Below are 24,826 nucleotides of genomic sequence, written 5' to 3' on the forward strand. Positions count from 1 at the left end.
GAATGAATGAGCTAGAACAATTAAAAGAGCAAGTAAAAGCAGGTGGTAAGACGTTGCCGATCTATATGGATTATCAGTCAACTACCCCTCTTGACCCAAGGGTGCTAGAGGCGATGTTACCGTATTTTACTACTAAATTTGGAAACCCCCACTCTAGGAGTCACTCTTTTGGGTGGGAAGCTGAAGAAGCGGTAGAAATTGCTAGAGGGCAAGTGGCAAAGCTTATTAATGCAGAGCCTAAGGAGATTATTTTTACTTCTGGAGCAACTGAAGCGAATAATCTAGCAATTAAGGGAATTGCCAGATTTTATGGTAGTAAAAAGAACCATATCATAACTGCGGTTAGTGAGCATAAATGTGTATTAGATGCTTGCAGGCACCTGGAAGATGAAGGTTTTAAGGTAACATATTTGCCAGTTCAAGCTAATGGGTTAATTAATATAGAAACATTCAAGGATGCTATTCAAGATAACACTATGTTAGTGTCAGTCATGGCTGTTAATAATGAGACGGGAGTCATTCAGCCCCTTAAAGAGATTGGTAAAATTTGTAGGGAGAGGGGGGTGTTCTTTCATTCGGATATCGCCCAAGGATATGGTAAAATTGCAATTGATGTTAATGAATATAATCTAGATTTAGCGAGTATTTCAGGTCATAAAATCTATGGTCCTAAAGGAATAGGCGCTTTATATATAAGAAAAAAACCACGAGTGCGACTAGTGCCAATTTTCAATGGGGGAGGACAGGAAAGAGGGATGCGTTCCGGTACTTTACCTACTCCCTTAATTGTTGGGCTAGGGGTGGCGGCTGCAATAGCTTCAGCAGAGATGGAAAAAGATACTAAGCATGTAGAAGAACTTTTTAATAGATTTTATGAAAATATTACTAAGGAAATATCAGAAATTTATTTAAACGGTGATAAAGATGCTAGATATAAGGGAAATTTAAATTTAAGTTTTTCGTATGTTGAGGGCGAGTCCTTAATTTTAGCAATTAAGGACTTAGCAGTATCCTCTGGTTCTGCGTGTACTTCCTCTTCACTTGAGCCATCATATGTATTAAGGGCAATGGGTGTGGATGAAGAATTAGCGCATACTTCTATTAGGTTCGGTATAGGCAGATTTACTACTCGTGCAGAAGTAGATTATGCTGTAAAATTAATCACCTCTAAGATTAATAACTTACGGGATTTAAGCCCTCTCTGGGAAATGGTACAAGAAGGAATAGATTTGAAGCAGATTAAGTGGGCTACTCACTAAATTGGTAGAAAATACAAAAAATATAATTAAGGAGAGCAAAGTGGGATATACAGAAAAATTAATAGAGCATTATGAGAATCCCCGCAACGTGGGATCCTTGGATAAAGGAGACTCCTATGTGGGCACAGGGCTTGTAGGGGCTCCTGCCTGCGGGGATGTGATGAAGCTGCAAATTAAGGTGAGCAAAGAGGGGATTATTACTGATGCTAAATTTAAAACCTTTGGCTGTGGAGCAGCAATTGCTTCTAGTTCTTTAGTAACAGAATGGGTGAAAGGTAAATCTATCGATGAAGCAGGGTCTATAAAAAATACCGAAATAGCTAAGGAATTATCCCTACCACCAGTAAAATTGCATTGCTCTTTATTAGCGGAAGATGCAATTAAGGCAGCGATAGCTGATTATAAAAAGAAAAAATCTTAACGCCAGTAACAGTTATGCATAAGAATATTTTAATATTGACTGATAGAGCGATAGAGCAAGTTAAATTATTATTAGCTAAACGTAATAAGCCGGCTTTTGGCATTCGAGTCGGAGTAAAATCTGGTGGCTGCTCCGGTATAGTATATTACATAGAATATGCTGATGAGAAAAATAAATTTGATGAAGTAGTGGAAGTAAACAATGTTAAGATACTAATTGACTCAAAAGCCTTAATGTATCTTATAGGAAGTATAATGGATTATGTAGAAGATAAATTTAAGACAGGTTTTGCTTTTACTAATCCGAATGAAAAAGGTAGTTGTGGTTGTGGCAAATCTTTTAGTGCTTAAGATTTTAATTTCTCAATAGCCTTACTTCTTCCAAACTCCATTATTATTAGTAATTTAAAAGAAGCAAAATGATTTTCAAAGCCTAATAAAATTTCTGCTACTTTAGCCTGCTGCAGCAGGCCACTCTGAACTGCGCCCCTATGTTTAGACCAAAAAAGCTTTAAATAGAGAGACTATTATTTTCATAAACTATCTACAAAAATATTATTTTTATAATTTTGTAGCTGTTGTGGTAATAGTGGAATTGTGGGTAAGTCGCAAGACTTATCCATAAATCCACTATATATCTCAAACGGCGTTTTGTACTCCAAAGCCTGATGGGGCCTTTGATTGTTATACCAATTCAACCATTTCGGGATATTATTTTTCAACTCTAAAACTGAAGTACACCGGTATAAATACGACCCCTCATACTTAAACGATCGCCATAAACGCTCAATATGGGCATTATCGTTACACCTGCCTTTGCCCGTCATGCTGATGCTTATGACGCATCTCCTCAATTCATTAATCCAATCCTCGCTGGTAAACTGGCTACCTTGATCACTATTAATTATCGACGGCTTCCCATATTTAGCTATAGCATCTTCTAACGCTAGCAAACAGCTCTCTGTATTTAAACTATTTGATAAACGATATCCTACTACTAATCTAGTATAAACATCGATTAATGCAACCAAATACATAAAACCACTTTGTACCCTTAAATAAGTGATATCCACCTGCCATACCTGATTTGGCTTTATAACCTCTAACCCTGATAGCAAATATGGATAAATAGCTTCTTTTAGGTTTCTTTTACTTGTATTAATCGAAGGGTAAATTGCTTGCAAATTCATTAGTTTCATCAACCTCCTGACTTTTTTGCTGTTAACAATTACCACTTCTCTCCTAAGTATCGCCGTTATTCGCCGGTAACCATATATCGGATAATTACTATAGATCTCAACTATTCTATTACTTAAATAATTATCTTGATCCTTCTCCGAATCCTTGTAATATAGGCTGGAGCGGTTCAGATTCAATAGCTGACTTTGCCGACGAACACTTAAATCTTTATAATCCTTATCTACCATCACTTTCCTCTTTATAGTTTCAACTTGGCAGATACGAGCTGCAAAAAATCGTTTTCTACCTTCAATTTGCCAATAGTTGCATGCAGTTTCTCTATTTCGCTTGTAGAACTAGAGGAATTACCGTTTTCATAGCTAAACTTAAAAATATCAGCACCATTTTCCAAAAATTGTTTCTTCCACCTTGTCATTACCGACCTTGGAACTTGATATTTTGAGATTATTTCAGCAATACTCAAATCTCCTCGGATCATCTCTAGCGATACTTTAAACTTAAATTCTTTACTGTAACTTTTTGGCTTACTCATTTTCGACTGCTCCTATTTTATATTTATTTTAACATAAAATAGTCTCTCTATCACTGCTCTAGTTTTCGGGGCGCATTACGTTCTTTGAGTTCTTCGCTTACAATTACTTTGTGAATAGGCGCAAAAAATTGGTATAATTTCTTTAGCTTTTCCCTATACTTATTTATATCTAATAAATCTAGAGACCAAATAGAGGGGACCCCATATAATAGTTCTAGTAATTCTCTATTTTGTACTATATTAGCGAGTTTCATATGAGAAATCTCCCATCTATCGGTGGTAATAATAGATTGGTGAAAGACCGCTTGAAATAACGGTACGCGGTATTTGGGTTCATATCTGGCTTTAATATAATCGATAGGGGCTTCTACTGGCTTAAAAAAAATTTCTGGTCTAGCAGGGGGCCAGTATTTACCATATTGATCATGCTTTTTAGAAAAACTCCAATGAATAGAGTTATGTACAGAAAGGTTGCCATGAGCAAAAGCTATGTATGGCACTGCCCACCATGCAGCCGTCTCGGAGCCAAGAACCAATTTTTTACTTAAAGAGATATAATTCATTCTTTCAATTCGGTTTATACGATCCTGACTCTGAGTCATTGGGTGCAGGGGAGAATAATCATTAAATAATTCTCCAGTAGCATCGCAATCAAGAAAATATGAATTAATACCAGTGTTGGCAAAACTATCTATTCTTTTATATATCGTTTTATTCTTAGGATGTTCTGCTGCTAACGCTGCTGAGCCAAGATGGCAACCAACCCCGCCAAAACCAACATTTACTTTACCATCTTTATTTATTATACAAGACTGAGGATAATGCCCCGGAAATATGCTATTAATAGATCTAGCATTCTTAGGATTTTCCATAGTATGAAAAGAATCATAGGGGCCTATCAAATACCCCAAGGAGGTAGCTTTTTGTATCAATTCTTTTGTTACTAAGTTGCCGCCTATACGTTCGTCTTGATCATAGCCTAACCATAAATTGTGTAGTCCAAGGTCGTATAGCTTATCTATAGCTTCCTGAGTTCTACCAGTGCCCCAAAGGTAAATATGCAAAGCCCCATATAATTTCTCTATATTTTTATTAGCTATAGCTTTTTCTTGCAGGGTCTCTAGTTTCCCTTTTGATAACAAATATTTTTTGTATTCTAACGCTGGCGCTATAGGAGATTTCTCACCTATAGCGATACTCAATTTAAATTCAGGAATATTAATATTATCTGTTTTATAAAATTTATGCGCTAGCTGTACATATATTTTTTGATCTAAAGATAATTTAAAAGATAATTCACTATCTAAATCATCATGCAGTATATATACTGTTGAGCCTGCATCATGATATATTCCCCAAAAAGGCATTGTTAGGCTTTCATTAACCTGTAGTTGAGTATTGAGCAGCTGCTTTTGCCAGAATTTGTCGTGCTGGGGAATAAATAATCCTTCACTACTTGGATAAATAATTGCTTGGCTTTCGAGGGTATTGCCGCTTCTGGGAAATATTAACTCTTGTTCTTTATTACTTTCTATGTGAAAAACTAACCTCTCTTCTTGTAGAGATAATTTAATTTTAATACCATATTCAGGATAATACCAACTTGCATTGCTTTTATCGCATATTAATTCAGTAACGGAGCCTAAGTGCATAGGAGTATCAGCTAGCACTATCATATTTTTCTCCATAATTTTACTAGCTTTGACTAATAGAGTAGAGGGAGTAACTTCGCCATGCCACTGTTCCGTTGCAAATGAAACTTTTTTATCAATGCTTCCACAAGAAAAGGATGAAGCAGTACTATAAGAAAAAATTATTAAGAGGATCACTCCTAATCTATTTGCTATAGAACATGTATTTACTATGAACATGGGGAATTTTAATATGTTTACACAACCTAATTCTTGCGGCTTTTTTAATATAGTGCAATGTTTTTCTATAACCACTTAGCTCTTTGATCCTATAATTTTATTAATTCTGTTTTTTTGGCTAAAGCTTCTATTCCATTTAGGTCAGTAGCGGTAACCCATAATTGTAATTTTAATTCTAAGAAAAGCTCAATTAAATACCCTCTTCTTGCTTCGTCGAGATGAACAAAAATCTCATCTAGTAGCAAAATCGGCATAGCCCTATTTGCCTTAAGACAATAATTAACCTGAGCTAATATTAAGGCAACTAACATTGCTTTCTGTTCACCAGTGGAACAAAATTTTGCTAAGGTATTTTTTTCTCTATGACTGACCAGAAAATCACTCTTATGTACTCCAAAATTTGTACGGTTAGAGATTTTATCACGGTTACGTAATACTAGGAAATTCTGCTTGATATAATCCAGCTCTATCTTATTATTATTTAAAATCTTTTCTTCAATAATTCCATTAAGTGATAAAGTAGCTTTAGGAAAATTATTATCCAAATCGTCAATAGTTTTTTGTATATCTTGTAAAATTTTTAACCGGTTAATGGTAATTTCTACAGATAATTCTGCCATTTTACCTTCAATGACACTAAGCCAGTTGTCATCTATTTGCTCTTGCGTTAAGGCTTGACTACGCATGGTCATGTAATATTCATACTTAGACACCGCTTTAGCATGAGCTGGAATAAAATTATATACTATCCTATCAAAAAATTTTCTTCTATCACTAGTGCTAGCAGCAAATATACCATCCATTTGCGGAGTAAGCCAGACCATGGAAGTAAATTTACTTAGCTCATTGTTTGGTATTTTACTTCCATTAAATTCCACCACTCTTCTACTCGCTTCCCGCTTAAAATTGGTTATAATTTCTGCAGGGCCTAGCTTACTTTGGAATAAGGTATAAACTTCACAGTGATCTGCTAGCTGCTTGCATATATTTTCTAATTTTGCTGACCGTAATCCTTTACCAGGGAAAAATAATGATATGGATTCTAGGATATTTGTTTTGCCGCTACCGTTTTCTCCTATTAAAATAACAGAATTATTATCAACATTGATCTCAAAATGCTGGAAATTGCGATAATTTAATAATTTTAATTTATTTAGATAAATATTATACATTCCTAAAACTTATTTCAGTGAACAACTCATTATACCAACTTTTACAACAACAGTTTTAGGCAAGAAGCTTATAAAAAATTTATCCAATAGTTCTGCCCCCTCCTTTAAAATTCTGATGCGCCTTTTCTAGTTGTTTAATAAATTTTATAGGGTATTTCTTGAGATCGCTTTTAGATCCCCCCTCATATTTTTTAGCATAGTCAAGTCCACCTTTTATGAAATTATAAGCAAAATTTTCCTTTTTTGTTTCCCCGGCAATCCTTTTAGGGTTCATAAATTTGTATATTTGATACACAGCAAAATTTTTTATTATACGTTTTGTATCTTTTAGAATTTTATCATTTATAACATATAAATTATCTTTAGGTTTTAACAGCCCGCGAGTAGCCTCCTGGATTAATAGGGAGCGTTGAAAAATTAGATAGCGGCTGACTTCTGCTATATTATTGGCAATCAGTTTTTCATCGGCTTTAGGGTCTAATTCCTTAAGTTTTTTTATATTAAATTTTCCTAAATATTTCTTTATTATTAGGATAACCAGGGCTTGCAGTTTAGTGAGATCTAAGGTTTGCTCACTAAGGCAAGCCAAAATTTGCTCTATTTCTTGAGTAAAAGAATCATCGTTATTTAATGCATTAAAAATTTCCACCGCCTTTATAGACTCAAGCTCCCCCCCATAAGTAGCTCCCATTAATGCTTCTTTAATTTTCTCAGTTAATTCTTGTAAACTTTTGGGTTTCTTATCCTCTGTTTCCATTTATTAAGCCCCCTTTACTAATGATTAACCTATAAAGCCGCGGTGCTGCTCGACTTTGCCAGGTGCTCACTCTTCTTCAAGTTGACCTGCGTCTAACACCTCTTCATTTACGCACAATATATTGAAGTTCTTACAGGTCTTATTATGAATCTTATAAAATAAATTAAGAATAAGAAACAAAAATCTGACAAATTATCTTTCTTGGCAAGAAAAATGTCCCCGATAGGTCTTATATAAAATAATACCTCTTTGATTTTCCAGTAAATTTTTGCATAAAATAGCAGAATCTAGGGCTTTTTGTCTTTTAGTAAATTTATATTCTTTATTTAAACATAAATCGCTGATATTAATATTTTGCCATATAAGCCCGTCAAAAACCTTAGCTTTAATATAGCCACTAACCTTTAAGTTATCATAATCTCCTTTAGTGACACTAATAGCATCATCATTTAATAACAGCTTAATATCGCCTATCTTTGGATTAATTATTTCAGTAATATATTTAATATAAACTTTACCAGTTAATACTATCTGCCTAGGTATCATATATTAATTTCCTTTTATCCTATTTCCTGTTTTACAATAGACCTCTTGCATAACCTAATCTAATTGGTAATTTTGTCGTCGAAACTCCTCTCTATTCCTCACGTACGTCTATGTACGCTGCGGTACTCGACTTCGTTTCTCCTAAAAATTCTTCAATTATCTTTAGGTGATGCAAGAGGTCTATTTAAGTATACTACTCGTCTTTCAAAAATTATTTTTTTATTTTATCATGGGCTCATGTGCTCACGTACTGGCATGTACGCTGCGCGCGCTCGCCATTTAAAATAAAATCCAATTCTTGAAGTACGAGCAGTATACGCTGCAGTTTGGCACGCCTATCTCCTTCAAATTTCCTACGCGATGTGAGTTTCGGAAGCAGTCTATTGTATAGTGAATTCTGTGGAATTAGCAATAAAGTTATTATTAGCTTATTGAAGCTTTGTGCAGGAAATTTTTATAGCTTGATTTATGCGTATTTTATCTGCAAAATAGCCGAAACTTTTTGAAATATGTACACTATTTCAACAAAATTCCCACTATTTTTCGATTACAATACTCTATAAATCACTTCTATAAAAATTTCCTTCACAGAACCTAGTAGTGTAGTATACTCGGGAACTTCAAGAATTGGGGTGATGACTTTTTCTCAAAGGACGGCAATGCCTAACTTCCCGTATTCTTCGAGCAGCGATTAAGGGCATCTATCAAGCTTCCTGAGCTAATATTTGAGCTGTGTCTTAGGCATTGGGCTATACACTTATTTCTTTGGTGGTTTTGTTCAGGTATTTTTCCCAATTCTCCAGATAATTTGTCTAAATTTGCCTGAAGCTGAAAGTGTTGTGCAAGAGCTATAAGGTGCTCTTGTGAGGTAATTATTCCCTGACTCTCACTTTTTAATTCATTATCTCGTAAGATTCTAATAGCATTATTCAATAAAGGTATACTTCTAGTACCTCTTAAGGATTTATTCCCAAACCACACTAACGAGTCTACTATTTCTAAATCACTTATACTGACCCACGTAAGACACCCTGTCTCCGTAGCATTAGGTTGGAAAGAATTCATTGCTCGCTCAGACTTGAAGGAGGGTTCATAGATAATTGGCGATTTAGCCAATTTGCCTAAATCAATTAGATAATACGAAACTTTAGTATGTAGATTTGTTACGTTATCAATCCCATAATTATCTGCGTTATATATTTCTATAATCATGTCAGGAGTAACAATACCGTTATAACCAGTTTCTTCTTTAAATTCACGTATTACCGTATCAATTACATTATAATCTCTATTATATTTAATCTTTTGGGAGTTAAGATAATTTTTTATATCATCGGGGTTGAGATTGGTGATATAAGGGTTTTCTCTGACCGCCTTTTCATAATATAGGGTAATTCCTTTATTTATTTCTTCTAAATATTGTTTAGTAATATGTGGGGCGGTATTTTGAACCGTTAAGTTATCTGATAGACGTATTTCTACCCCTTTAGTGGTATTATCATCTTCAGCTTTATCTCTTACCTCTGCTTCAGCAAAAGATAAGGTGATCATTTTTGTTCCCTCTACCCCCGCCCCATGAGTATATCCCCCAATTTGATCATATTGTCCTACAAGTCCTTCTGCTATGCTATTTCTAACTTTTAGCTTCTCCATCAGCATCAATTTGTGTTCGCCCGTTACAGAATCTGTATAAGTTACTATCATTAAGGCTCCACTACCTTGTTTATCATAGGGGTGGGCGATGATTGAACGCCTGCCTTCTGGAGTGATATTATTATAAAATTCCTTACCAAATTGAGTAGCACTTTTGGTCGCCTCGACCGCAATTGCATCATTTAATGTTTGGTTATAGCGGAGCAGAGATTTAATTAAATTAAAGGCGAATTCTTGGTTATTCCTAGCATGCAATAACACTACACTAGGAGTGTAGTAATTATATAACAGTGTAATTACTACACCCAAAAATACTCCCGATAGAATTTTCGCAAAGTTATCTTTTTTGGACATTTTATTTTAATAATAGATATTAATGTTCAACAATCAGTGGGGCAGCCAATTCAGCTGCCTTAGTATGTATACTACTCGTCTTTCAAAAATTGTTTTTTATTTTATCATGGAATCACGTGCTCACGTACTGGCATGTATGCTGCGCGCGCTCGCCATTTAAAATAAAAAACAATTCTTGAAGTACGAGCAGTATACTCATTTGCGCAGCCTATCTCTTTCAAATTCTCTGCTGATGCACGCTGAGAAAGGACTCTATTATTTTTCTTCAAACTCTGAATCTGTAGATGTATCTCCTGGATTGTCAGAAGGCTGGGTTAAGTCTTCTTTATTATACTCTTTTAGTATATACCCTCGTCCCCACACTGTATCAATATAGTTGGTTCCTCCAGCAGCATCAGCTAATTTTTTACGTAATTTACATATAAAGACATCTATAATTTTAATCTCTGGCTCCTCAATACTACTATACAGATGATTTAAAAACATTTCTTTACTTAAGACTGTTCCTCTACGCATGACTAATAATTCTAGAATCGCATATTCTTTATTGGTCAAATGCACTTTTGTGCCTGAAACTTCTACCGTCCTAGTATCAAGGTGCATCGTGACTTTATCAAACTTAATAACTGATTCAGAATGACCTTTGGAACGACGGCTAATAGCATGAATACGCGCAACTAGTTCAGCACGGTTAAATGGTTTAGTTAAATAATCATCTGCTCCACTGGTAAGACCTTTTATTTTTTGATCCACTGTAGTAAGACCCGATAAAATTAATATTGGAGTTTTGACTTTAGCAGAGCGTAATCTGAGTAACACCTCAAGCCCATCTATATCTGGTAACATAAGGTCTAAGATAATTAAATCATAGTTATAGATTTTACCTATCTCTATACCCTCTGCCCCAAATTCTACTACTTCACAAATAATTCCTTCTGAAGCTAACGTTAGTTCAATAGAACTCGCTACTTCACTATCATCTTCTATCAGAAGTACTCTCATTATTCTCTTCTCCTTTATACAATTTGTTTTTTTATTTTTATCAGCGATACTTTTTCGTTATCACTGAGCATTTATAAACTATAAGTTAACAACGTCATCCTATCAATAATAAAAATATTATCTACCATAGTCAATTTATATGATCTAATTTCTTATCACTATTTTAATTTAATTATTAGGTTGAGTTATTTTTTAGCAAAAATTAATAGGATTTTTACCAATAACTCATTCTTAATATTTTTAAAAACCAGTTTTATTTTAAATAAACAGAACTAAAATTAAGACATTTTATTAAGCTGACACCCAGTGCGCAACAAGGTTTTTCGCTCACTTAGGGCAATATCAGGTTAAAGATGTTCTGCAGTCCTAATACATAATTTCTTAGCAGTTAGTATATAACTATTCATCCTTTCAGAATTGTTTTTTTATTTTATCGTGAACTCACGTGCTCACGTACGCTGCGGTTTTGCAAGAGAAAATGCCTATAAATCTATTCATTCTATAGAAATGTTTGCAGAACCTAGTTAGTGCTGCTGAAGTGCCTAAATTAAGACAATTTAATAGTCATTAATTTCCCTCTTCTTCTTGCAATTTTTTATTATATAATGTCCCAAAATCAATTGGGTCAATCATTAACGGCTGAAAGCCCCCATCTTGGGTTACATCAGAAATAATTTTTCTTGCAAACGGAAAAATCATTGCCGGACAATGAATCGCCAATACCATTTTATGCTGTTCTGTAGGAATATTAATTAAATTAAAAATCCCAGCATATTTTAACTCAACTATAAATAGCTTATGGTTTTCATTCCTAGCTTTAGCTTCTATACTTAATTCTACCTCATAAAAGTTCTCTTCCGGTAAACTAACAATATTAAGGTCCAAAAATAAGTCAATTTGTGGGTTACGATCTAAAGCTCCTAAAGAGCCTGGAGCGTTCGGATTTTCAAAAGAAAGATCTTTTATATATTGAGCATTTATAGAAATATGGGGCATTTCTTGGTGCTTATGTTCTGTCATAATTTTAAGTGTTCCTTATATTTACAAATTATTTAACACCAGCTTGCAAGCTGCTGACTAATGGATAAAGTTATAGCAAAGAAGCATATATTAGCTAATAGCACAACCGCAGTGAAGCTTAATAGCATAAGGTTTTAGCTTATTTAATTGCTTGTCCCTCATTACTGATAACTATCTTCTCTCCAAGTTCTTATATTCTTTTATCTTATTCCATTATTACTTCATTAGACCTCTTGCATAACCTAATCTAATTGGTAATTTTGTCGTCGAAACTCCTCTCTGTTCCTCACGTACGTCTATGTACGCTGCGGTACTCGACTTCGTTTCTCCTAAAAATTCTTCAATTATCTTTAGGTTATGCAAGAGGTCTATTTTATCAGCGAGTAAGTAAAACTAATATTTATATATCGTTTCCTTGCTCTTAAACTTAATTTTCAATTAAAATGAATTTCCTATAAAGCGTATAAGTAATCATTATATTTTTTAATTTTAAAGGGTCGTTCTTTTAAAATATCAAGGAAAATCAGGGAGTATATCGCTTAATTTTCCAGTTATAACAAATTACTAATCATTTCACAATCGTTAATTGAAATTATTTAAGTTATTGGCAAAGTAATCTCCTGTTGCCGCATATACTTCCCTTGCCGGTCAGCATATGATATATTACAAATTTGATCTCCTTGAAAGAACAAAAATTGACACGCACCTTCGTTAGCATAAATTTTTGCGGGTAAAGGGGTAGTATTGGAAAATTCCAATGTCACATGTCCTTCCCATTCTGGTTCTAAAGGTGTTACATTCACTATGATCCCACACCTAGCATAAGTGGATTTCCCTACACATACTACTAATACATCTCTAGGTATAATAAAATATTCTACGGTTCTTGCTAAAGCAAAGCTATTTGGGGGGATAATGCACACATCGACTTCTTTATCTACGAGGCTATGCTTATCAAAATTTTTAGGATCCACAATAGTAGAATTAATATTAGTAAATATCTTAAACTGCGTTGAAACCCTGGCATCATATCCATAAGAAGATAGCCCGTAAGAAATAATTCTATTTACCCCATTTATCTTAACCTGTGCTTCAGAAAAAGGGGCGATCATATTATGCTCTAAGCTCATTCTCTTAATCCACTTGTCCGACATAATTGCCATAGTAATTCATATTTAATTTCATTAAATAACTTCAGAATATAAATGATATAATTAAAAAATAAAAGTAATAAAATTTTTTATTAATCTTAATTAATAATCTTGCCCTATATGTTTGTTCATCATCCGTACTTCGTCACTCTTAATTCTTTCTCTAGCAATAGGCAGGGTAAAGCAAGGTTAAGAACCTTAAATTATCTAAGTCTCTAAAATTATAATATGAGCTGATAATTTTTTAACGTTAATTTAACGTTAATTTAAATGGCTAATCTAAAGTTTGTATTACCAGTAAGTGCGAAGCTTTGAAAATTAAAGTTAAACAAACCATTCGGTTTTTAACCCTAATTATAATATTTTTGATACTACTTAATTAACAACTAAATGTATAATTTGCGGCTATATTTAGGCAGAAATTATATTTATCAAGTGATAATTTTAACACTACAGATAAAAATACCGCAAAAATAAAATGTTATTTAACAATTTTAGCTATATTAAATTTAGTTTAATGATATGATGCACGATAGTTATAAATTCAATCCTAAGTAGCTTTTTGAAAAATATTCAGGAGTACTAGGAGAGATATACTAACTCGTACTGCAAGAGTTATAATTTTATTGCTGCATATGTATTTCTAGTATGGGAGCACATGTAGGCTCCAATAAAATACAATTCTTGAAAGAGGGAGTGAGTATATATTAAATCATATAAATATTTTAGGTATATAATGAAAAAATTACTAATGTTCTTAGGCATGACCTGTCTTAGCAGTACTGTTATTGCCGCTAACTGCAGTTTTCCTACGGATGCAGCAACCGATACTGAAATAAAATTAGAAGGATTCTATGGCTTTCAAGCTGGCTATAGTAAGCAAAATAAACTACAAGGTCTTGGTAAAAATATCACAGACAACAGAAAAAGAATTGCGTTTTTTACCGAAGCTGCTTTTTCTGCCACTATAAAACAAGAACTTAATAATGTGGTTGCTGGTGCCAAGATAGTTTTAGTTCCTACAACTAAGCCCAAAACTTCTGTAAGTGTTAACGGATCGCATCTATTCTTAGAAACAGATTATGGAAAAGTAGAATTAGGGTCTCCTTATGACGCTGGTGCTAAAATGCGTATTACTGGTTATAAAGTAATTGCTGCTACCGGGACCAGTTGGAATAAATATATACAGCTTGATAGCCCAAATATGTTATATCAAGGGTTAAAGCCAGATTTTGATACTTCTGATAGTTTTTATATGGAATCATTTTCTAATGGTTTTAACGATATGACCAGTAAAACAGAAGCGGCAAGAAAAATATCTTATTATACTCCTAAAATAGAGGGTTTTCAATTTGGTATTTCTTATACGCCTGATTCTGCTAACACTGGAGGAAATCGGGAGCTAAAAAATTTAGATATTAACGATAAAAATTTTAATAGTAAGTCAAAAACTGGTCTCAAAACTATTATTTTACCAAATGACAATGTAGTAATACTCAACCAAAATGTTAAAGATGCTGTTTCCGCAGGGATTTCGTATCAGCACGAACTTTTAGATGATGTGGCAATGGAAGTGGCAGTCACTGGAGAATTTGCTAAACCCGCACGAAAACTTTTAATATTAGATAATGAAAAAGATAAAAATATTCAAGAGGAGCGTAAACTATCAAACCTAAAAGCTTACAATATAGGTGCGGTATTAACTTATGGTAATTTATCTTGCGGAGCTTCATATGGGAGCTTAGGAAAAAGCTTAACTACTCCAGCGTATCACAAAGTTGGCCGGGCTACCGAATATTATAATGGGGCAGTTGCTTACACCCAAGGCCCGATTAAGACAAGTATTTCATATTTTAGATCACTAAGATATAAAAATACTACAGATGCTGTCAGTTTAGGTACTGAATATTTAGTAACTCCAGGTATGCTACCCTATGCTGAGATATCTTATTTCCAAGCTAAAGGCAAACCTGTTTACATGCTGGAGGCCCCTAAAACAAAAACTAGAGGTACTGTCGCTTTAATAGGTGCAAAGCTTAAATTTTAATAAATATTATTTTAGTTTGGCTTGTCAATTACCATTTTGGTTAAGGGTCTTTTAAGTATACTCTTTGGATCTCAAGAACTGGATTTTATTTATAGTGAATTTAGTTGAATTAGATACTAGGCGCGAGAAGAGAAGCCTAATACTATTGGTAAGCGAGGAGCAACAACGTTGCTGATTCAAATCAATTCACTATAGCAGAGGTGAGCACGTGGAAGTAACGTATTCGTATATGAGTACGTTACTTCTTAATAAAGTAGACTTCCTGCATCAGTCGAAAAAACTCTCGGGATTTTTAGGAAAAACAAAGCTGAGCATCGCAATGCATGGGAATGTACATGAGGAGCAGAGGCAAGTTTTGACGACAAAATCACCAACTAGATCAAACTGATGCAGGAAGTCTTTTATTGTTGAGTATAACTTTAGTAAGACAATGAGTTATTAAAGATGCTGTCCTCAATTAAGCATAAAGGATTTGCTGTTATTTTATCCTTCCCATCAGCTGCTGGCAAATCCAGCTTAGCCAAAGCTTTATTAAAAATTGATTTTAATCTAACATTATCTATCTCAGCTACTACCAGGAAAGCAAGACCTAATGAAGTTGATGGAATTAATTATTATTTCAACTCCCCTAATGAATTTGATAAATTAATTAGGCAAGACGCCTTGCTTGAATATGCGCATATCTATGGTAATTATTATGGTACCCCCAAGGATCCTATAATAAAACTTCTGAAACAAAATAAGGATGTTTTATTTGATATAGATTATCAAGGTATGGTAGCTATCAAGCAAGTATTAGAAAATGTTGTAACCATCTTTATATTACCGCCAAATCTTAACACCCTCAAACAACGAATTCAAGATAGAGGGCAAGACAGCAGGGAGGTAGTAGAATCTCGGCTAAAATTAGCTACTACAGAAATAGAATATGCAAAAGATTATGATTACATAGTGGTCAATGATAACTTTGAAGTAGCACTAAAAACAATTCACTCTATTATTATTGCTCAGCGAACAAATAGAGTAAGGCTTGATCTAGAGCATTTCTTATCCCGCCTAAAAACACCTCTTAATTAACGCGGCTTTGTTAACATTTCTATCTAATACACTGTTTGCACCTGAAGAGTTGCTAGACGATAGAATCAACTTCAAGAAGAGCGAGGAGGCTTAAAGTCGAGCAGCGCAGCGCGTACTAAAGTACGTGAGCAGCTTCGATCTTTAGGGCACGACGACGCCAATTCTTGAAATGCATCGAGTATACACTAGACCTCTTGCATAACCTAAAGATAATTGAAGAATTTTGAGGAGAAACGAAGTCGAGTACCGCAGCGTACATAGACGTACGTGAGGAACAGAGAGGAGTTTCGACGACAAAATTACCAATTAGATTAGGTTGGTCTACTCTAGTACTACAATGTAGTATTAGGAACTCCAAAAATTAGACTTCTTTCGAAACTCGTATCAAGCTGCTAATTGGGACAAAAAGTCTAGACTTAAATCCTTACCCCCACTTAATTACGCTGCTATTTGGGGGAGTCTACTTCCAATTCCTTGTGCGATGCGAGCTGCAAAAGAAGTCTATTTACAAATCCTGCATAAAAACCATTTATCTACGCTATGGTAATTTTACAATAGTTAAGAATATTTAATCTATCTAAAATAATATTACTAAGTTTTATTAAATGTATTTTAATAAAAAATAAGTTACTCTTTTTAATAAGGTATGAACAAAAAGTAATATTCTATTCATTATCTTAATACGAGACTTGCTGAATAAGACAAATTAGCCTTGGGAGATTTTTAGAAAAAACTAAGCCAGCTCCCGCAGGCGTACATAGAAGTAAGAGAAGAGCGCCGGTAATTTTCAATGATAAAATGACCGGCGAAATTGACTTATGCAGGAAGTGTAACATCAAATCATCAAAAAGGTAGTATTATGTCTAAACCAGAAATTAGATACATTATAAAAGAGAAAGCCTGCTTATCAAATGGCGAAGGTTTAAGTGGGCAGGGGCGGTTCAAGTCAGGTGAAGCATTAGTTGCGCAAGTTATTACGTATTCTATAGACATTGATCTTGACAATATCGACATTCATTATGTTGATCATAGTAATAAGGTCGGCTCAGGAAATTGGTTTATAAAAAGTAATGTGCAGAATCTATCTATTGGCTCTATCTTTTGCCCTCAAACTAACTCCCCAAGTGTTGTATTATTTAATAACGATAAGACAACTGAGATTTCACCCGAATTAAAAATTAAATTAACAGGTACCGGTAATTTACCTGCTGTACCAACTGATAATTATACTGGTTTTACGGATATTATTAGTACTAAAACTAATTTAACTCTAGAAGCAGATACGGTAAGTAAAGATATAATAACTTTAAAAACGCGTTTTGCAGGCGAAGGTTTTGGTATAAATAAGCTTAACGTTATCACTAAAATTAACCATGACGTTACAGGGCAGCAACTAAATAGTGAAGGGCGTATAGGAGTTCATGAAACTAATATTGGCTCAATCTATACCTTGATCATTGGAAATAATCTGGATGTTCACAATGAGGTGTCTTTAAAACATATTTCTCTTAATACTACAGATGGCTTAAAGAAATATAAAGATGCAGACCAGATAAACTTTATTAATCAAGAGTCTAGATTAATAATCGAAAATAATGATCCTGCAGAATACAGCATAGTTCTTAAAAACAATATAGATCCAGGGCTTAGTAAGTTTGGAAGTAGAGGAATAATGGAACTTAAAGGACGATTAAAAATTGAAGAAGGATCTTTTGGTACGCAAGAACACCCATTAAGTACTTTGGCGTATGATTCTGACACCGTCACATTTGCTGTTGGTGCAACGCATTTTGCCCAAAATGTTGTTAATTATACGCATGATAATATACAAATGCTAGGGAGTGAATTGAGTAGTGTAGGTTGTATAGAATAAATTGGCCAAACAATAAGCAGAGCTAACGAGACTAGACAAAATAACCTTGATAAGCATAGGTTATTTTGTCTAGTCTCGTTAGCGGGAATTTTTAGCCAGATTTTTCTATTTTCTATATGAAACAACAAGTAAATTTTTTAAAAAAAACATTTTTATTTATTACCATTAGTTCCCTATTAACGATTAACGATAGTATGGGGACAGTAATAAGACAAATCCTAGAAAGCGAGTCCTCCCTTTCAATAGGAAAAGGCCTTGATAACGAGGCGAACCCTTTTCTTACTAACTCTGCCCTCCGACTTGCAGCTGATAATATTACTAAAATAGATGCTACTGCAACAGCCATACAAGCCATCGATATTAACGGTAAAAGCACAAATCTTCCCCCTAGCCCAATTCTTCTAACTAATTTACAATTTATTGGGGACTGTTCTGTTGGTTCTGTAGTAAATTTGATTAATCAGAATCAAATCATAGTAAGCATAGGCCAATCTAAAGTTGAAAATCCACCTCAAGATAATATAGAATCAAATCTTACATTAACCGGTACTAATATTCCAGAATTCCAAGGAAAATTAAATGATTATAGTGGAATATCAAAAATTGTTTTTGCTTCTCGAGATTCTACCTTAAATATAGAGTCTGCTGATAACCAACCAATTTATTTTGATCGTAAATTGGCGTGTGGTGAAAGCAGCTTGGGCTCGACTTTAAATGTTATTTCTAATTTCTTTATTCGGGATCTAAATGGTGCGTATATACCTAAGATCAATATCGGATCTACTAGTAATGGGAATACTACTAAACCAGCAATATTGCGCATAAGCTGTGGTATAAAAGACATAAAAGAGCTAGAAGTTGTTGATTTTCACTTCTTGGTTAATGGGGGGGGAATTAATTTCGTGGATAAGGATTCAAAATTACAATTCCAAAATGATAAAGGGGACAAGCGTACAGTATATTTACATGACGACTTAGCGTCAGAAGATAATAAAGGTATAGTTGAATTCGACAGCATTGGTAGTGAAAGTACAATAATAATTTCGGACTCTGCGGTACCGGGGGGCTTTCCGCGCAGAGGAACAATTGGTAAGAGTGAGGAGGTAACAAAGGCTGATGGTAGCAAGGAGATAATAATAACAAGGATAAAAGAAGTATGTACGACAGGAGAGGGTCATAATATTTTTAATATACCAATTTTTGCTGGAAGTGTTGAAGCTTACTCAAGGAATACAGTGACTAGTGAACTTATTTTCAATAAAGAAGTGACAGCAGATATTAATTTTCATGATGCTAGTAAAATGGTGGCAAAGGCTAATATCATAGGAAATATAGATTATAGAAATCTTAATGCGAATGTTACGATTGAGGATAACAAGACAATTAAGGGTAATGTGATTAGTACCGGGGGTAAGAACGGAGAATTAAACTTTCCAGTCGGGGGAGAAGTTACAGGAAATATTGGGGATGAAAAAAATGGAATAAAAGAGGTGAATCTAGCCAAGGGAACATTGAAGTTAGGTAATGCTAGGGCGGATATTAATTTTAATGGAGATAGTACATTACTTGCCAATGGTAATATTACAGGAATTTTAGATTTTAAAAATTCTCATTCTAAAATTATATTGGCTAAAGATAAGAAAATTACCGGTGAGGTAGTCAGTAGTGGTGGCACGAATGGAGAAATAAACTTTGAAGATAGCGGAGAGGTTGCTGGGGATATTGGCGCTTCAGATAAGGAAATCATGAATGTGAATATAAAACACGGAACTGTAAAATTAGCCGATGTTAATGCTAAAAATATTAAGCTAGATGAGGGGACTGGAGATGAGAGGACTGTGGAATTTGCTGGTAGCAATTTAAGAACTATAGATGTGCCTTTGGTAACTGTAGATAAAGATCCATTAAAGAGATCTATAGAACAGTTTCACTACAAGACCCGAGTAAATGTTGATCAATTTAATATGCCTGTGAATGTGCTAGCTAAGTTCAACAATGCAGCTTTTATTGAAAAGCAGGTACAGGGGGGAATTTTAGAATTTAACGATGATGTATGGCTGAATAATGGAATAGTAAAGGCCAAGAAAGTGACCTTTGGTGCTAACAAATCGGCGTTTCTAGTAAAAAATATTGAAGCTAATAATATTATTGCGGATCAAGCTAAAATAGTAATATTAGAGGATATGAGCATAACTGGGGATTTGGCTGCTAACAATATGGCGCTTGACTTAAGCAATAAAATATTAACTGTTACTGATACTAAAAAATTTAGTGGAACCCTGGAAATTGATAGTAGTTATGATAGTAGTAAACTTGAGGGCGGTTATATAAATATCATTGACGGGGCTAAAATACAATTTTCTGAAGTAGAGAAAATGATTATTAACGTAACGATTAAGTCAAATATTGATCAGATACCAATAGGCACTAAATATGCCTTAGTACGGGTAGGAAATAATGGTAGAATTGAAGGTCCGCCAAAAAGTGTAGTATTAAATGTTAAGGACCAAAATCGCTTTACTGAGTGGGAAATAGATAAAGAGGGTAAGAATTTATTTTTATATAGTAAGTTAGAGGAAGAGGTGACGACTGACCCTGTGGTTGTAAAGCCTGACCCTCACGAGGACGCTACAGGTACTGTGCCTACAGTACCGACTGAACACACTGACCCTGTGGTTATCCCTGAGCCTCCCGTGGAAGTACCGACTGATCCCACTGACCCTGTGGTTGTAAAGCCTGACCCTCACGAGGACGCTACAGTTACTGTACCTACCGTACCGACTGAACATGTTAATAGCTCTATAATTGGTCTTGGTGGTAGCGATAGAGGAGAGTCTTGTCATAATAATGGAAGTTGTGATACTAGGGTTACCCAGAATTTAAGCGCAACTAGCGAGCAACAAAAATTTGCTCAGCAATTAGGAAATGTTGTAGACCATAATAGTGACGCTGCTAAAGTAAAGCATATGTTATGCGATATGGCAAAAGGACATCAAGGAGCAGAAAGTAGAGAAGTAGTAAATAGGCTTACTTCTCGTACTCCACCCTCATCTACAGTAATGAATTTCTTAGTCTTGGCAGCTACTCAAGAAATACATAATAGAATATCAGAGCTTGGTAAGTTGTTACGCACCCAGAACCCAATCATTCAAGCGGCGGGTGATGAAGTAAGACTAAGAAGCGGAGTATGGATTAGCCCGTTTTATAGTCAAGCAAGCCAAAAGATGAAAAATGACATTAGCGGCTATAAACTTAAAGCTAGTGGGGGGATGTTTGGAATAGATTATCAAATTAATGATAATTTATTGATTGGAGGAGCTTATAGTCGGAGCCAGGTAGTAGTAAGCCATAAAGATATAAAGAAGGGAGATAAAACTAAAGCTAGGGTGAATATATTTTTATTATATGGTCTACAACATTTAACAGATAAATGGTACTTAGAAGGCATAATATCTTATGCTTCAAGTAAGGTCAAAAATAATGAAGGGCGCAGGGCATTGAATAATCTAGAAAGAGCTATCGGACGTTATAATGCTATTAGCTATGGAGGACAATTAGTTGCTGGTTATAATTACCCAATTGGTAATACAGATATTACCCCGCTTATAGGCCTGCGGTATACAAAATTTCATGAGGGAAATTATCAAGAAGCAGGAACAGCATGTCAAAACTTAACCGTCAAGAAACGAGTATATAATAAAACAGAAGCATTAGTAGGTATGCGGGTCTCCACGACTATTATAGAACAATGAACTGCGCCCCTATGTTTAGACCAAAAAAGCTTTAAATAGAGAGACTATTATTTTCATAAACTATCTACAAAAATATTATTTTTATAATTTTGTAGCTGTTGTGGTAATAGTGGAATTGTGGGTAAGTCGCAAGACTTATCCATAAATCCACTATATATCTCAAACGGCGTTTTGTACTCCAAAGCCTGATGGGGCCTTTGATTGTTATACCAATTCAACCATTTCGGGATATTATTTTTCAACTCTAAAACTGAAGTACACCGGTATAAATACGACCCCTCATACTTAAACGATCGCCATAAACGCTCAATATGGGCATTATCGTTACACCTGCCTTTGCCCGTCATGCTGATGCTTATGACGCATCTCCTCAATTCATTAATCCAATCCTCGCTGGTAAACTGGCTACCTTGATCACTATTAATTATCGACGGCTTCCCATATTTAGCTATAGCATCTTCTAACGCTAGCAAACAGCTCTCTGTATTTAAACTATTTGATAAACGATATCCTACTACTAATCTAGTATAAACATCGATTAATGCAACCAAATACATAAAACCACTTTGTACCCTTAAATAAGTGATATCCACCTGCCATACCTGATTTGGCTTTATAACCTCTAACCCTGATAGCAAATATGGATAAATAGCTTCTTTTAGGTTTCTTTTACTTGTATTAATCGAAGGGTAAATTGCTTGCAAATTCATTAGTTTCATCAACCTCCTGACTTTTTTGCTGTTAACAATTACCACTTCTCTCCTAAGTATCGCCGTTATTCGCCGGTAACCATATATCGGATAATTACTATAGATCTCAACTATTCTATTACTTAAATAATTATCTTGATCCTTCTCCGAATCCTTGTAATATAGGCTGGAGCGGTTCAGATTCAATAGCTGACTTTGCCGACGAACACTTAAATCTTTATAATCCTTATCTACCATCACTTTCCTCTTTATAGTTTCAACTTGGCAGATACGAGCTGCAAAAAATCGTTTTCTACCTTCAATTTGCCAATAGTTGCATGCAGTTTCTCTATTTCGCTTGTAGAACTAGAGGAATTACCGTTTTCATAGCTAAACTTAAAAATATCAGCACCATTTTCCAAAAATTGTTTCTTCCACCTTGTCATTACCGACCTTGGAACTTGATATTTTGAGATTATTTCAGCAATACTCAAATCTCCTCGGATCATCTCTAGCGATACTTTAAACTTAAATTCTTTACTGTAACTTTTTGGCTTACTCATTTTCGACTGCTCCTATTTTATATTTATTTTAACATAAAATAGTCTCTCTATCACTGCTCTAGTTTTCGGGGCGCATTACGCAAGAGAGGAAGCCGGTAATTCTAGTACCTGAAATATATGGGATGATTAATTATGATTTAACAGGTAAATCACTGCCAATCAAGGCCACCCTATCAGGAATAAATGAAGCTTTACCGACCAAAACCTTTAAAGCCACAAAAGTATTTTTGAACTGTGGAGTTGGTTTAACTGCTCAATATAACAATACCATTGAATATGGCATAAAATATAATGCAATTATTGCGAACAAGTACCTAGCCCACTATCCTAGCTTAAAACTTAAAATATATTTTTAGTTGCAGGTATACTCTTGCGCTTCCCAGAATACGAGTAGTATAATTAGACATTTTCTTTGAGCCAAATTAGCAATTTTTTATACCAACTTAAATTAGCGGTATTTCCTATATTAAAAGAGTTTTTTTGTATTTTTAAGAATTGATTTTTGACCATCCCTATGGCAGTAGAATAGATATAAGGATTATAATCTTCGGTAAAACCTTCTAATATCTCTGGCTTACCAATTCTTACTTGTCTTTCAAAAATTTTACTTGCTAGCTCCTTTACGCCCCGTAACATTGATCCACCGCCAGTTATCACAATACGGTAAGCTAGGGTATTATCAGCAAGAACCTTACTATACTCTGCTTGCACCATACACAATATTTCTTCTACCCTTGGGTTTATTACCTCGGCAAGATGCTTTGAAGTAATCATTGCTCCTTCATTATCTGTTAAATCTATACCGTTATCCTCTAAGTGAATAATATTATCTTTATCAAAAGCTGAGGGTATAGCATTACCATATAAAATTTTCAGCTTTTCTGCGGCGTTAATAGTTATGGAAAACACTTTGGCTATATCAGAGGTAATGTGAAAACTTCCTATATTTATATATCCGGTATATATTAATTTACCAGAAATAAATATCCCCAAACAAGTAGTTCGAGCCCCCATATCAATTACAATAGAACCTAATTCTTTTTCATCTGTAGTAAGGCAAGCTAAGCCTGAGGCATAAATTGCCAGCACTATATTATTAATTTCAACATGGCATTTTGCAAAACAATTAGTAAGGTTTATAAGCATATTAGCGCTTGCAGTAATAATGTGTAATTCACATCCTAACTCTTTACCATACATGCCAATTGGGTCTTCAATAGTATTATGATCCAGTTCAAACCCTAAGGGGAAATAATCTATTATCTCCTGATCTTTAAGTTTTAATTCACCAAGGGCTTTTTGGACCAACCTTTTGACATCTTGTTCTACAATTGGTTGGTTATGTGAGAGCTTTATTTTACTATTTATATAATAGGACTTAGTGCCATAGCCTGTTAAGGATACAGTGATTTCTTTAATATTCTTTCCGCAATCTTTTTCTAATTCATAAATAGCTCCAATAATGCTATTTTCTGCCCCTTTTATATCTAATATAACCCCTGATCTAACTCCTTTCGAATGATATAAATTTTGACTTACTATTTTTATTTCTTCTCTTTTATCAATATATGCGGCAATAGTGGCTATTTTGCTACTACCAAGGTCAAGAGCAATAAAATTAGATAATTTAGATTTCATAATTTACTTAAATCTATAATATTTCCAAAAGATAATTGGTAGGGGTATACTTAATGGATTTCAAGAGCTAGATTTTATTATTTTTTCAAGGATTTAGGTGCTCATGTATATTACTTTCATGCCCCTACTGCTCAAAATAGAATGAGCGTCCTTGAGGTTACGAGAATATATACTGCTCGTACTTCAAGAATTGGATTTTATTTTAAATGGCGAGCGCGCAGCGTACATGCCAGTACGTGAGCACGTGAGT

General features: G+C 34.4%; 23 protein-coding genes. 9 read left to right on the top strand and 14 right to left on the bottom strand.

The window, feature by feature from the left end:
• The first annotated feature begins 2 nt into the window (after positions 1-2).
• The 3 genes from AAGD44_RS06300 to AAGD44_RS06310 are packed head-to-tail and all read left to right on the top strand — an operon-like array spanning position 3 to position 2,030.
• Positions 3-1,259, top strand: coding sequence for an IscS subfamily cysteine desulfurase (locus AAGD44_RS06300; RefSeq protein ID WP_341763844.1), 1,257 nt, complete (start codon positions 3-5; stop codon positions 1,257-1,259).
• 40 nt (positions 1,260-1,299) lie between these two features.
• On the top strand, positions 1,300-1,680 hold the full coding sequence (gene iscU / locus AAGD44_RS06305) for a Fe-S cluster assembly scaffold IscU (protein ID WP_341764703.1): 381 nt from the start codon (positions 1,300-1,302) through the stop codon (positions 1,678-1,680).
• 14 nt (positions 1,681-1,694) lie between these two features.
• Complete coding sequence (locus AAGD44_RS06310) at positions 1,695-2,030, top strand: iron-sulfur cluster assembly accessory protein (RefSeq protein ID WP_341763845.1); 336 nt, start codon at positions 1,695-1,697, stop codon at positions 2,028-2,030.
• 182 nt (positions 2,031-2,212) lie between these two features.
• On the opposite strand, the gene AAGD44_RS06315 is transcribed toward AAGD44_RS06310, so the two are convergent.
• The 11 genes from AAGD44_RS06315 to dcd form a co-directional block, all read right to left on the bottom strand.
• Positions 2,213-3,106: an IS3 family transposase gene (locus AAGD44_RS06315; RefSeq protein ID WP_341763476.1), complete on the bottom strand. Its 894-nt coding sequence runs from the start codon at positions 3,104-3,106 to the stop codon at positions 2,213-2,215.
• An 11-nt stretch (positions 3,107-3,117) separates the two neighbouring features.
• Positions 3,118-3,411: a hypothetical protein gene (locus AAGD44_RS06320; protein WP_341763459.1), complete on the bottom strand. Its 294-nt coding sequence runs from the start codon at positions 3,409-3,411 to the stop codon at positions 3,118-3,120.
• A gap of 50 nt (positions 3,412-3,461) precedes the next feature.
• Positions 3,462-5,357, bottom strand: coding sequence for a glycoside hydrolase (locus AAGD44_RS06325; RefSeq protein ID WP_341763846.1), 1,896 nt, complete (start codon positions 5,355-5,357; stop codon positions 3,462-3,464).
• A gap of 14 nt (positions 5,358-5,371) precedes the next feature.
• A complete protein-coding gene (gene recF, locus AAGD44_RS06330; protein ID WP_341763847.1) occupies positions 5,372-6,454 on the bottom strand; it encodes a DNA replication/repair protein RecF in 1,083 nt (360 codons plus the stop codon).
• 79 nt (positions 6,455-6,533) lie between these two features.
• On the bottom strand, positions 6,534-7,211 hold the full coding sequence (locus AAGD44_RS06335) for a DUF5394 family protein (RefSeq protein WP_341763848.1): 678 nt from the start codon (positions 7,209-7,211) through the stop codon (positions 6,534-6,536).
• Between the two features lie 192 nt (positions 7,212-7,403).
• Positions 7,404-7,757 carry a hypothetical protein gene (locus AAGD44_RS06340; RefSeq protein WP_341763849.1) on the bottom strand — a complete coding sequence of 118 codons (354 nt, stop codon included), beginning with the start codon at positions 7,755-7,757 and terminating at the stop codon, positions 7,404-7,406.
• Between the two features lie 663 nt (positions 7,758-8,420).
• Positions 8,421-9,764: a hypothetical protein gene (locus AAGD44_RS06345; RefSeq protein WP_341763850.1), complete on the bottom strand. Its 1,344-nt coding sequence runs from the start codon at positions 9,762-9,764 to the stop codon at positions 8,421-8,423.
• 255 nt (positions 9,765-10,019) lie between these two features.
• Positions 10,020-10,766 (bottom strand): response regulator transcription factor CtrA, encoded by a 747-nt coding sequence (gene ctrA, locus AAGD44_RS06350; RefSeq protein WP_341763851.1) that lies wholly within the window; start codon positions 10,764-10,766, stop codon positions 10,020-10,022.
• 567 nt (positions 10,767-11,333) lie between these two features.
• A complete protein-coding gene (gene secB / locus AAGD44_RS06355) occupies positions 11,334-11,786 on the bottom strand; it encodes a protein-export chaperone SecB (RefSeq protein ID WP_341763852.1) in 453 nt (150 codons plus the stop codon).
• Between the two features lie 216 nt (positions 11,787-12,002).
• Positions 12,003-12,149, bottom strand: a complete 147-nt coding sequence (locus AAGD44_RS06360; protein WP_341763853.1) for a palindromic element RPE1 domain-containing protein — start codon at positions 12,147-12,149, stop codon at positions 12,003-12,005.
• A 233-nt stretch (positions 12,150-12,382) separates the two neighbouring features.
• Positions 12,383-12,949: a dCTP deaminase gene (gene dcd, locus AAGD44_RS06365; protein ID WP_341763854.1), complete on the bottom strand. Its 567-nt coding sequence runs from the start codon at positions 12,947-12,949 to the stop codon at positions 12,383-12,385.
• Between the two features lie 724 nt (positions 12,950-13,673).
• Between dcd and AAGD44_RS06370 the strand changes: the two genes are divergently transcribed.
• From AAGD44_RS06370 to AAGD44_RS06390, 5 genes are all read left to right on the top strand, one after another.
• Positions 13,674-14,984 carry a porin gene (locus AAGD44_RS06370; RefSeq protein WP_341763855.1) on the top strand — a complete coding sequence of 437 codons (1,311 nt, stop codon included), beginning with the start codon at positions 13,674-13,676 and terminating at the stop codon, positions 14,982-14,984.
• 229 nt (positions 14,985-15,213) lie between these two features.
• The gene (locus AAGD44_RS06375) at positions 15,214-15,372 is read left to right on the top strand and encodes a hypothetical protein (protein WP_341763856.1); all 159 of its coding nucleotides are present in this window, start codon (positions 15,214-15,216) and stop codon (positions 15,370-15,372) included.
• Positions 15,373-15,428: 56 nt separating this feature from the next.
• Entirely contained in the window at positions 15,429-16,061 is a 633-nt protein-coding gene (gene gmk / locus AAGD44_RS06380) for a guanylate kinase (protein WP_341763857.1), read from the top strand.
• An 859-nt stretch (positions 16,062-16,920) separates the two neighbouring features.
• Entirely contained in the window at positions 16,921-17,934 is a 1,014-nt protein-coding gene (locus AAGD44_RS06385; RefSeq protein ID WP_341763858.1) for a hypothetical protein, read from the top strand.
• 116 nt (positions 17,935-18,050) lie between these two features.
• Positions 18,051-21,686 (top strand): autotransporter outer membrane beta-barrel domain-containing protein, encoded by a 3,636-nt coding sequence (locus tag AAGD44_RS06390; RefSeq protein WP_341763859.1) that lies wholly within the window; start codon positions 18,051-18,053, stop codon positions 21,684-21,686.
• Positions 21,687-21,739: 53 nt separating this feature from the next.
• Here the strand turns inward: AAGD44_RS06390 and AAGD44_RS06395 are convergent, their stop codons facing one another.
• Entirely contained in the window at positions 21,740-22,633 is an 894-nt protein-coding gene (locus tag AAGD44_RS06395; protein WP_341763476.1) for an IS3 family transposase, read from the bottom strand.
• Between the two features lie 11 nt (positions 22,634-22,644).
• Positions 22,645-22,938, bottom strand: a complete 294-nt coding sequence (locus AAGD44_RS06400; RefSeq protein WP_341763459.1) for a hypothetical protein — start codon at positions 22,936-22,938, stop codon at positions 22,645-22,647.
• A gap of 122 nt (positions 22,939-23,060) precedes the next feature.
• On the opposite strand from AAGD44_RS06400, the gene AAGD44_RS06405 reads away from it, so the two are divergent.
• On the top strand, positions 23,061-23,294 hold the full coding sequence (locus AAGD44_RS06405; protein ID WP_341763860.1) for a hypothetical protein: 234 nt from the start codon (positions 23,061-23,063) through the stop codon (positions 23,292-23,294).
• 43 nt (positions 23,295-23,337) lie between these two features.
• Here AAGD44_RS06405 and ftsA read toward each other — a convergent pair whose 3' ends face one another.
• Positions 23,338-24,576 (bottom strand): cell division protein FtsA, encoded by a 1,239-nt coding sequence (gene ftsA / locus AAGD44_RS06410; protein WP_341763861.1) that lies wholly within the window; start codon positions 24,574-24,576, stop codon positions 23,338-23,340.
• Positions 24,577-24,826 lie beyond the last annotated feature (250 nt).

Origin of the sequence: Candidatus Tisiphia endosymbiont of Beris chalybata (genome assembly GCF_964026555.1) — a bacterium.
In the GTDB taxonomy this organism is placed as follows: domain Bacteria; phylum Pseudomonadota; class Alphaproteobacteria; order Rickettsiales; family Rickettsiaceae; genus Tisiphia.